Annotated in this window: 14 protein-coding genes and 1 pseudogene; 8 read left to right on the top strand and 7 right to left on the bottom strand. The window is 64.8% G+C overall.

Annotation, left to right across the window (positions count from 1 at the left end; translation table 11 throughout):
* The 3 genes and pseudogenes from RMT89_RS39095 to RMT89_RS39085 all read left to right on the top strand — a co-directional run.
* Window positions 1–451, top strand: a pseudogene (locus RMT89_RS39095) (hypothetical protein); the annotation flags it as partial.
* Window positions 448–873, top strand: coding sequence for a hypothetical protein (locus RMT89_RS39090; protein ID WP_315888516.1), 426 nt, complete (start codon window positions 448–450; stop codon window positions 871–873). The pseudogene RMT89_RS39095 and the gene RMT89_RS39090, both read left to right, overlap by 4 nt.
* Window positions 874–887: 14 nt before the next feature.
* Window positions 888–1,061 carry a hypothetical protein gene (locus RMT89_RS39085; RefSeq protein ID WP_315888515.1) on the top strand — a complete coding sequence of 58 codons (174 nt, stop codon included), beginning with the start codon at window positions 888–890 and terminating at the stop codon, window positions 1,059–1,061.
* 80 nt (window positions 1,062–1,141) lie between these two features.
* On the opposite strand, the gene RMT89_RS39080 is transcribed toward RMT89_RS39085, so the two are convergent.
* Window positions 1,142–1,681, bottom strand: a complete 540-nt coding sequence (locus RMT89_RS39080; protein ID WP_315888514.1) for a Uma2 family endonuclease — start codon at window positions 1,679–1,681, stop codon at window positions 1,142–1,144.
* Between the two features lie 65 nt (window positions 1,682–1,746).
* Window positions 1,747–2,010 carry a GntR family transcriptional regulator gene (locus RMT89_RS39075; RefSeq protein ID WP_315888513.1) on the bottom strand — a complete coding sequence of 88 codons (264 nt, stop codon included), beginning with the start codon at window positions 2,008–2,010 and terminating at the stop codon, window positions 1,747–1,749.
* Between the two features lie 161 nt (window positions 2,011–2,171).
* On the opposite strand from RMT89_RS39075, the gene RMT89_RS39070 reads away from it, so the two are divergent.
* The 5 genes from RMT89_RS39070 (at window position 2,172) to RMT89_RS39050 (ending at window position 5,239) form a co-directional block, all read left to right on the top strand.
* A complete protein-coding gene (locus RMT89_RS39070; protein ID WP_315888512.1) occupies window positions 2,172–2,468 on the top strand; it encodes a hypothetical protein in 297 nt (98 codons plus the stop codon).
* The gene (locus RMT89_RS39065) at window positions 2,465–2,737 is read left to right on the top strand and encodes a hypothetical protein (protein WP_315888511.1); all 273 of its coding nucleotides are present in this window, start codon (window positions 2,465–2,467) and stop codon (window positions 2,735–2,737) included. Before RMT89_RS39070 ends, RMT89_RS39065 begins: the two co-directional genes overlap by 4 nt.
* Window positions 2,738–2,977: 240 nt before the next feature.
* On the top strand, window positions 2,978–3,628 hold the full coding sequence (locus RMT89_RS39060) for a hypothetical protein (protein WP_315888510.1): 651 nt from the start codon (window positions 2,978–2,980) through the stop codon (window positions 3,626–3,628).
* The gene (locus RMT89_RS39055) at window positions 3,616–4,659 is read left to right on the top strand and encodes a hypothetical protein (protein ID WP_315888509.1); all 1,044 of its coding nucleotides are present in this window, start codon (window positions 3,616–3,618) and stop codon (window positions 4,657–4,659) included. Before RMT89_RS39060 ends, RMT89_RS39055 begins: the two co-directional genes overlap by 13 nt.
* A 67-nt stretch (window positions 4,660–4,726) precedes the next feature.
* Window positions 4,727–5,239 (top strand): hypothetical protein, encoded by a 513-nt coding sequence (locus RMT89_RS39050; protein WP_315888508.1) that lies wholly within the window; start codon window positions 4,727–4,729, stop codon window positions 5,237–5,239.
* Window positions 5,240–5,263: 24 nt separating this feature from the next.
* Here RMT89_RS39050 and RMT89_RS39045 read toward each other — a convergent pair whose 3' ends face one another.
* From RMT89_RS39045 to RMT89_RS39025, 5 genes are all read right to left on the bottom strand, one after another.
* Entirely contained in the window at window positions 5,264–5,686 is a 423-nt protein-coding gene (locus RMT89_RS39045; RefSeq protein ID WP_315888507.1) for a hypothetical protein, read from the bottom strand.
* Window positions 5,687–5,889: 203 nt separating this feature from the next.
* Entirely contained in the window at window positions 5,890–7,149 is a 1,260-nt protein-coding gene (locus tag RMT89_RS39040) for a mucin-2 (protein WP_315888506.1), read from the bottom strand.
* Between the two features lie 105 nt (window positions 7,150–7,254).
* Entirely contained in the window at window positions 7,255–8,064 is an 810-nt protein-coding gene (locus RMT89_RS39035; protein WP_315888505.1) for a hypothetical protein, read from the bottom strand.
* Window positions 8,065–8,084: 20 nt separating this feature from the next.
* Window positions 8,085–8,663, bottom strand: coding sequence for a hypothetical protein (locus tag RMT89_RS39030; protein WP_315888504.1), 579 nt, complete (start codon window positions 8,661–8,663; stop codon window positions 8,085–8,087).
* 296 nt (window positions 8,664–8,959) lie between these two features.
* A complete protein-coding gene (locus tag RMT89_RS39025; protein ID WP_315888503.1) occupies window positions 8,960–9,349 on the bottom strand; it encodes a hypothetical protein in 390 nt (129 codons plus the stop codon).
* Window positions 9,350–9,543 lie beyond the last annotated feature (194 nt).

Raw genomic sequence — 9,543 nt, 5'->3', positions numbered from 1 at the left:
GGCACCGGCGAAGCCGGCGGCGACCTCCCCAACGGCACCTTCGGCAACGACCAGGCCGTCACCGTCCAGGAAATCCAAGCAGTCAACCGCTGACGCCGATAGCCTCCTGCCGGACCGCGGCAATGCGGCGGACGCACACGGCGCCCCGACGGATATCGCCGTACAACTGCTGTCCGAGAACGGTGTCGAGGACGCCGACCTGAGCCCGGGGCAGGTTGACGGCGCCCTCGCCGTGCGCGGCGAACACATCGTCCCGGCGGGCCCGGACAAGGGTGTCGACGTCGCCTCACACCGGGTGGAATACATCGTGTCCGTACCGGACGACCCCGACCGATGGTTCGTCGCGGCCTTCTCGACCGTGGGCGGCGGTGATCCGAGGGACGAACTGGCCGAAGCGCTTGTCGAATGGTTCGACGCCGTGATGGCCACACTCCGCTGGAGCCATGGATGAACGACTTCTTCGCCATTCTCGATATCGAGCACATCGATCTCTATCCCTGGACGGTGCTCCCTCCCCGGTCCGACGAGGAAAAACCGTTCGAGGCGTGGGTCGACATCGCCGCCTGGTGCCGTGCAGAGGCCGAGGACCTGTGGGACGACCGTGAACTCGACCGAGGCCCGAACGGCGTCGACTTCGTCGCCGGCACGCTTGAGCGCTGTGCGCAGTCATTTTCCCCGCCGGGATCGGATCATTGGCTCTTTCTGCACCTCGATCAGCCGACCGACCTGCCCCTGCCTGTATGCGCGGCAATCGGACCGGCCTCGGGACCACGCGAGGAGACACTGCGCGCTCTGACAATGGCTGACGATCCGCAGGCGGTCGAACCCCCATCGTCAAGCGCTTCAAATCCGATTACCTGGGTGAAGGCCTGACGGCATTCCGCTATGTGACCGAGGAAGGATCATCCCGCCTGCTCGCCTGTGTGCGCTACGCGTGGCGGGTCGAGGAGTACGGTGCCGACGTCGTGATCTGGACCGCCACAGAGGACACCGCGCGCATTCTGCAGGCCGCCGAGGACATCGAGGATCTGGCCCGGTCCCTGGCGATCTTCAACCCCTGAGGTCGGACGACGTGACCCCCGAGGGCGGCGGTGGTCTGAGCGGCTCCAACCCCGCGAGCTGCCTCGGGCGCGTGACTAAGTCACCCTTGGCCCACGTCACGCGTGGGAAACGTGCTGGTGTCGATCTTCACGCGCTCCCCGGTGGCCAGAGTGAAGGCGACCGGCTGACCATAGGGAATCTCGACGACTCGCTCATAGCCGGAGGCATGCGGCTCCGACATCAGCGTGACCGTCTTCTTGAACGGGTCGGCGATCAGGTAGAAGTCGATCCCGAAGCGTCCGTACTTCTGAACGTTCCGAACGTAGTCCTTCTCATCCTCCGGTTCGGACGGGACCTCGACCACTGCCAGCACGTCCAGGCAGGAGTAGCTGTTCTTCCGACGCTCGGCGTCGAAGCCGACGACCGTCAGGTCTGGCGCGGCGTCGTTCTCGCCGGGAAAGGTGATGAGCACATCCCCGAAGACACGCTCGCGAGCGATGCCCGCAGCCGAGACCGCACTCTCGACATCCCTGACAGTCCAATGCTGCTCAGGACTCTGCGGGGTCATGATCACCCTTCCGTCGAAGACCTCGACCTTGAAGCCCTCAGGGATACCGCCCCGCTCGATCAGGTCGCTCATGATGGACACGGGAGCTCACCTCCTACGGGCATTATGGCTGGCCGGGGACGAGCGGGCCGGGCTTTCTACTGCTGGCCTTCGCCGTCTGCGAGTGCGTCAGCCTGGGGGGACGCGACGAACGAACCCATGCCCCGCGTCGTAATGATCAGCCCTTCTTCGCGCAGGGCGGCGGTGGCCTTGCGCACGGTTTCGCGGGCGACTCCGAACTCCTGCTCCAGTTTCACCTCGGAGATCAAGCCGCGAACGGGGTACTCGCCACTGGCGATCCTCTGCCGGATCACCTCTGCGATCTGCTGCCACTTGGGCCTCGTGGGATCGAATTCGAACACAAGCGAACTGTACGTAGGGCCCAGCATCACTTCATAGAGGCCTCTCTCAGCCCATATGGGTAGACATGCACTCCCATGCAGCCCTACGGTTCCAATGACAGACCCCGGCGACGGGTGGAAGCCGTCCCGGGGCATGGCCAACGCTTCGAAGGAGCGTCGACATGCTGGACCTTACTCTCCGACTCCTGACCTGGATGCTGAGCATCTGCACACCGCGTCCCCGAGGCCGCCACCGCCTCGGGGCAGAACCACCCCTCCGCTTCACGCCGAGCCCACCGCCCCGCTTCACGGAACTCCTGGACGGCAACGCCTCCCGTCTTGTACGCCCCTCCGTCCTGGACACCGACGAACACCGCCGCCAACGAGAACGCCGCCGGGCCGCGTACCTGGCGACGCTCGGCATCGACGTGGGCCCGAAGCACATCCACGGCGTACGAGTTCCGGCAGCCACTCAATGACGCGCCCCACCTTGCGGATGTGCGCCCGCTGCCAGCGCACCACGGAAGAACCTGTCCTGGTTCACGAGGTCCACGCCTCAACAGGCCCCGGCTTCAACGTCTACGCCTGCCCGGAGTGCGCCGTGCACTACCCGCCCATGCCGGACGTACTCGAAGTCCTGGAATCCGCCGGCCGTCGATCCCGCTGCGCCGACAAGATCGACACAGAAGCAGTTGAGACCGGGGGCCGGTACGAGGCTGAGACCACGACCGGCGAGCGCATGCCTTAGGGGCACAACACGGCAGTAGCAAAACGGAACCTCGCAGCAACAGCGGCTCCGGACGCGGAGGTCAGCGCGTTCGGCGCCGCTGCCTGTTTGAACACATTCCGGCCACATAACACCAGCGCAGACGATACACTCATCCAGAATTGCCCTGATTCTCTGGATAGTTCGCTGTGGCGAAACCGGGAACCCCACCGATAGCGTCAGTGCTCTTGGCTCAACTTCTGTCTCACGGGGAGTCCCACTGTGAAGCGCCGCACTCTGCCCGCCGCTGCCGCGCTGGCCGTAACCGCAGCCTTGCTACTGACGGCTTGCGGCAGCGGGGATGACAAGTCCAGCGACAACGACAAGATCGCCGGAGCCGACACCGGCGATCAGAAGACGTCCGCTTCACCGAGTCCGAGCGGCTCCGTCGACCGCCCCACGATCACTCTGCCGAAGGACCTCACCGACACCTTCGAAAGCTGGAAGACCGGAGACCCGACCAAGGACGTGGTTCTCACGGATGTCGCCGAGCGGATCGACGCAACCAACTACGCCATCACCCAGGGCGACGCCGAACTGCCGGCACTCAGCTTCTACTACAGCGGTACCGCCCTCGCCGAGGCACAGGACTGGGTCGCCTCCATCGTGAAGGACGGCTACACGATCACCGGCACGAACCGCTATTACAACGCCAAGATCGACGTCTTCGACTCTGCCTCGGCCGGCGTCGTCTACTGCGAGGACCAAGGCAAGGCTTACGCAAAGGACCGCAAGTCCGAGAAGGTCTACAAGACCGAGGTCACCGCCAAGTCATACGTGCTCTACAGCACCCGCCTGGAGAAAAACGAACAGGGCATCTGGCAGACCGCGAAGCTCACTTCTGAAAGGGGCCACAAGTCGTGCACGCCGTGATCTCCCTCAGGCGCTTTGCCCTCGCCGGCGTGGTCGCCGGAGCTCTGGTCGCCGCCCTCCCGGGCACCGCCTCCGCGGACTGGCCACCGAGTAAGGGCTCACAGGGCGATACGCAGCAGTCCGGAGGCTCCGACGACGGCACGCTGACCTCCAAGGTGACGTACTCGGGCTCAGTGCGGTCGAGTGGCGGCGGCACAGCAGTGCGGCCCGTCACCGACTGGACTCCGCCCGCGTGTTGGTACGAACCCCGTTCCGTCGCGGAGTTCAGCAAGTACGTCGAGACGATGTACGACGAGACCATCAACACCCCTGGCCAGCACAGCTACGCCAAAACCGCGGTCGGCCAGTTTCGGGACATGTACAAGGACGGCGAGTACAAGGACTACAACAAGGAAAAGGCCGACGAGGGCAATTGGTGGGTCGCAGTCCAGAACCCCGACCGCATGGACGACCCCGCCAGCATGGAATGCGACGAGCTGCCCTTCTGGGTCGACAACGGCGACACCCCTGACGTCGAACAGGCTGTGACCCCTCAGATCCTCGCCGAAGCCGCCTACAACGCCATCCAACTCCCGGACACCGAGGCCGCCCTCGCGCCCGAGAACGTCACCAAAGTCAACCTCCCCACCTGGGCCTGGCTCGACAAGGCAACGTTCAAAGAGGTCTCCGTAACGGCATCGCTCAATGCCTCTGGTCTCAACATCCAGGCAACGACCACCGCGAAGCCAGTCTCCCTGAAGCTCGAACCCGGTACGACGGACGCCGAGACCTACCCGGCCTCCGGCGAGTGCGCCATCAACGCGGACGGCTCCATTGGCGAGCCTTACGCCAAGGGCAAGGCCGACGAAACGCCCCCGTGCGGCCTCAAGTACCTGCGCTCCTCTGGCGACGGCACCTTCAGGCTCCGGGCCACCGTCACTTGGGAAATCACCTGGGCTGGCACTGGCGGAGCCGGCGGCGACCTCCCCAACGGCACCTTCGGCAACGACCAGGCCGTCACCGTCCAAGAGATCCAGTCCATCAACCGCTGAATCCCCAACCCGTGTCTCTACTCAGGCTGCCCAGTTCTCGGAAGGGAACATGCATTACACCGAGAAGATGCCCAAGACCTGGTCCGGCACCTGCATCGCCATCTATCTGGTCGGCATCGGATACATGGGAATCGACACGATCCCCGACGAGTTCGGCCTCTGGTTCGGCCTGAGCGCGCTGTTCCTTCTACTGCTGTTGCCCTGCCTGGCGATCCCGATCTCAAAGTTCATCTACCACCGGATCCAGATCGACGCCCGAACCCTGCGAGTCGGCCGCGAGCGCATCCCTCTCGCGGACATCGACCCCGCCTCCGTCCAGGCAGCCTCCAACGATGCCCCCGCGGTTGCCCAGCGGTACGCCAGGTCACTGGCCACGGTCGACGCGCCGGTGCCTGGCCTGCGCGCCGTCGATCATGGCGCTCCCCGGCTCGTTGGCGGTGGCTGGGGCGTTCCGATGGGCATGGACACTGTCGTGATCCGCACCAGGCAGGGCGAGCGGTTCTCCATCGCCACTCGCGACCGCACGGCCTTCCTCGCGGCCCTGCTGCACGTTACGACTGCCCAGCACCAGAACTCGTAGGCCTTGCCTCACCGGATCAGGGGCTCAGAGTGAGGCCACCCCGTCCAAGAACCTCCCCGGAGCCGAGATCAGCGCGCCACGAAACGACAGATTGCGTGTGTACACGCCCTCGAAGAGGATCGCGAGGCTGATGTCCACCGAGTCCACAGCACCGTATGCAGTCCCAGAGATACTCTTCGGATCCGACGCCTGGGAACGGACCATGGCGATCCGCGATTCCGGGCGCTCCAGAACGTGATGCCGTCGATTCCTCTCCTCCCGGTACCGGTACTCCCGCCCCACGGCCCAGATCTTCAACGCCCGGGCGCCTCTGCTCACCCGAAGGGTCTTCCGAATGAAGGACGCGTGCTGCCCGGCCACGCTCAACTTCCCCTCGGCCAGGCGGGGCAGCCCACCGTACCGAAGACTCTTGTAGGAGGACATCGGAATGTTCTCGCCGGTCACCATGGCACCGATGGTCCCTGCAGGTTCGGACACGGCTACGACTTCCAGCGCAGGCACGATCAATTCGACCAGCCCCAGCTGACCTACGGCACCGCGCCAAAAGGTCACGCGGGCCTGTTCCCGCGAAGTGACGGTGTTCGTGTGCCTCTGTAGCTCGAACGAAAACTGGGACATTCCCCTACCCTAACTTCTTCCGTAACAAAGGATCAGTCAAATGGGTTGAGAGCACTGCCCAGCGCCTTCGCGCCGTCGGCGATTTTTCCAGCCCCTTCGCTGATCTTCTTTCCTGCCCAAGCGCCGGCGTCCGCGACCTTTCCGGGGAACTTTTTAACGGTGTCCCAGTTGTCAACGATCGTCGCGACACCATAGACGGCCCCCGTGACCACGGCCGCGCCGATCGTGACCGGGTTGGGCGCCACCATTGCAGCCGTCAGGGATGCGTTAAAGGCCACTCCGGAAACCTTCGCCACGTACCCGGCCTTGTCGCGCTTGAAGGCATCGACAGGGTTCCCTTCCTGTACCAGGTCGACAGCACCGATCACCGTGGACACCGCGCTGCCGCCGACGCCGGCCGCACGCCACCAGCCGGCCGTACGCAGCGCCGTACCGGCTCCCGATGCGAAGGCGCTCAGTCGGCTCGCTCCGGTCGCCCTGCTCAAGGCACCGGCGTTCTTGCCGACCTTGAGCAGATTCGCTTCCCAGGCCCACTGCCTCCCGGAAAGTGCAGCGAGACTGTCCTTTCCAGTCAGGGCATCAAGGATCGGCGCAGGGGTACGTGACCCAATGCTTGCGGCCAGGGCTTTGACACGTGCAGGAATGAGACGGGATGACGCCTGCCCCTTCAAGAGCTGAGCGAGCGTGGTCCCTGGAGCCTTCAGGAATTCAACCCGCCCAGGGGCAAGCTTGAGGCTCTTGAAATGTTTGATCAGATGGAGCGTGCCGACCACCGTCATCTTGAAGGCCTGCGGAACCGTGGAGACCATCGCCGTCAGCTCGATGTAATCCCCGACCACTTCCCCAAGGTTCTTGTCACCCGTGACCTTGGCGACGGCATCACCCTTGATGCGCTGGATCCAGTCCGAGAGCGTCTCGCCGTTCTGCCGCTCCAGCCACTTGGTGTCGAACTTGTCGCCGTTCGCGACGGAGGCGTTCGCGATCAGCATGGCGTCGGGCGGAAGGTTCGCGCCCTTCAACTCCTCCGGCGTGAACCCCGCATACAGCGCGGCGGCCTTGGGGTCACCCTTGTCGGCCCGCAGAATGGCCGCACGCCTGCGAAGGTCGACCGCCGTGTCGTCGGTCCAGTTCCGCATGGGCTTGAGGGCGGCAAGCTTGTCGGTCACACCCAACCGGGACGCCCGAGTGAAGGCCTCGTCCAGTTTGTCCCGCATATGGCCCTTGCCGTCGAACAGCTTGGCCAAGTGCTCCACGTCCTCCGGATTGGCCATGCGCTTGGAACTGTCGCTCATTCTTTCCCCGTCATCATGTGCAGCGCCGTGTACAAGGACTGGTGCCGGAAGACAGCGACAGGACAGTGCCGCCTGTCAGACCGCCGCCGGCATACGCGAACGGCCTCAGGAGGCAGGCTGGGGCTGCGGTGCAGAGGCGAGTCGCGCCCCGTCCGGGAGCAGATCAGTGATCAGCTGCCAGAGTTCCTTGGCCGAGGTGCGCCGCAGCCTCAAATCGCTGCTGTTGTCCACCTGTCCCTCGGCCACCGGCTCCGCAGGCAACTCCCGCAGCCAGTACCCCTCAAGCCCGCAGTCCCAGACCGCGAGCGCCGATACGGCCAGCCCGTTCCCCGGTGCATGCGCCCCCTGCCAGGCCACCGTGATGCGCCACATGCAGTTCAGCTGGGACAGCACCTCGGCCAACCGAGCCGGAGCACCCGTCCCCTCGGCCACGGCCTCCTCGGGCTGCGCTGCCTCCATCCTGGCGGCCACGGCATCGAACGCACCCATGGTCGAAACGATCACCTCGCCCGAGTCGGCCTCGTCGGTGAAGTCCCGGTGCAGATCCACCATCCTGGCAAGGGCCCAGACCAAGAACTCGGGCTCCACGGGCGCATACTCCGACTCCGCCTCTCCGGGCCAGTTCTCGTGCGTGAAGATGAAGTCGTCGCCGACGACTGCACCGTTCTGAGTGGTGCCCTGCGGCCCGTTCACCTCCACCCGTGCGATGATTCGCGGCTCCATAAGCGTGGAGACCAGGGGATAGAGCTCACCCGAGATCTTGTCCTCGGCCTCAAGAATCCCCACCGCCCGCAACTGGCCTCGTGCCTGTGCTAGTTCGTCGGGAATCCCCCCTTCCTCGACGAGAAGTCCCAGCACACTGACATGGGAGTCGGAGAGCCGGATACGGCGTCGGGCTACGTCGATGGAAGGCATTTCTGAGTTTCCCCCTCAGATCAAAGTGAATCGAACCGGTTTACGAAACGGCCGGGCAATGATACGACTGCGCCGAAGGTCGAAAGGTTCCAGGTGTACACACCCTCAAGGACAAGCGCGATGCTGACGTCGAGCGCATCGGCCTCACCCAGACACCTCCCCGAGATGGTGCGCGGCTTCGTCCAGCTGGAACGCCTCATGCGTACGCCGACTCCGGGACGCTTCAGTTCATGATCACGCCTGCCGCCCCACTGGGCATACGAGTATTCACGCCCCTTGACCCGGATCCGCAGAGCGCGCAGGTTCCGGCCGGGCAACCACACGTTCCTGGATAGGTCGGCCGGATCCCAGTCGACCTGCAGTTCCCCTCTGGCGAGTAGAGGCCGCTGCAGAAAGCCCAGTCCGAGGTAGGTGACGAGCGGGAAGCTCTCCCCGCTCACCGCGACCTCGCGGTACTCCGACGGATAGTCACTGTGCTCAGTCGGAAAGGCGAGCTCGATACGGCCGAGCCCACCGACGTCCCCGGCCCACGACAGAACCTCACCCCGGGCCCCTTTGACGGATGGCGCTCGCTGCAGCTCGAATGTGACCCCACTCATACGCCTGACGCCTCCCGTTTCCCCTGTCGACCGGAAGGCCCTGAACCGGGACACAGTCGATCCCCTCCAACACGCAACGCCATCGTAAAGGGAAAGGCAATCGAGCTGAAGAACCACCCCGCTCCCCTCTCCCGAAGCTCACAGGGGGTACAGAACTTCACCACCCGCACAACGAGTCAGCAGGAGGACACTCCGGCCCGGACCAAGCAGAGCGAGGCCAGCCCCGGGGAGGCGTGGGCGATGCGGATGGCTGCACCGACCCGCTCTACGGCGACATCGAAGTCGTCAACCACGGCCTACGGCTGGACAGTCTGGACCTCCTCCTCAGCCTTCCGGAGTCCATCGAGTACGGCGACGACAAGGCGGACGAGGCCAAGGACCACCTCCTCGATGAGCGTCTCGACGCCCTGATGACCTTCCTGGACACCGACGAACACCGCCGCCAACGAGAACGCCGCCGGGCCGCGTACCTGGCGACGCTCGGCATCGACGTAGGCCCGACCCGCATCCACTCCACGGGGTACGAGTCCCGGCAGCCTCCGCTCCTCCGGCGACGGCACCTTCAACCTCCAGGCCACGATCACGTGGGAAATCACCTGGACAGGAACCGGCGGCGCCGGCGGCGACCTCCCCAACGGCACCTTCGGCAGCGACCAGGCCGTCACAGTCCAGGAGATCCAGTCCATCAACCGCTGACCATTCCCACCGTGAGCGTCGGGCGCCTCGAAATCACGATGCGCCACCCGGTACTACAGCCGTGACTCGTGTCCGTGTCCGGTAGTCATGTGACGCGTTGACCTGCGGGGAGTGTCTAATCAACGGCGGATCTGATGATCAAGGAGACGCCAGAGATGACCGACACCGTCGTTGAGCAGGAGCA

It is taken from the genome of Streptomyces sp. P17 (assembly GCF_032436805.1).
In the GTDB taxonomy this organism is placed as follows: Bacteria; Actinomycetota; Actinomycetes; order Streptomycetales; family Streptomycetaceae; genus Streptomyces.
This window is presented reverse-complemented; position numbering and strand designations above follow the sequence as displayed.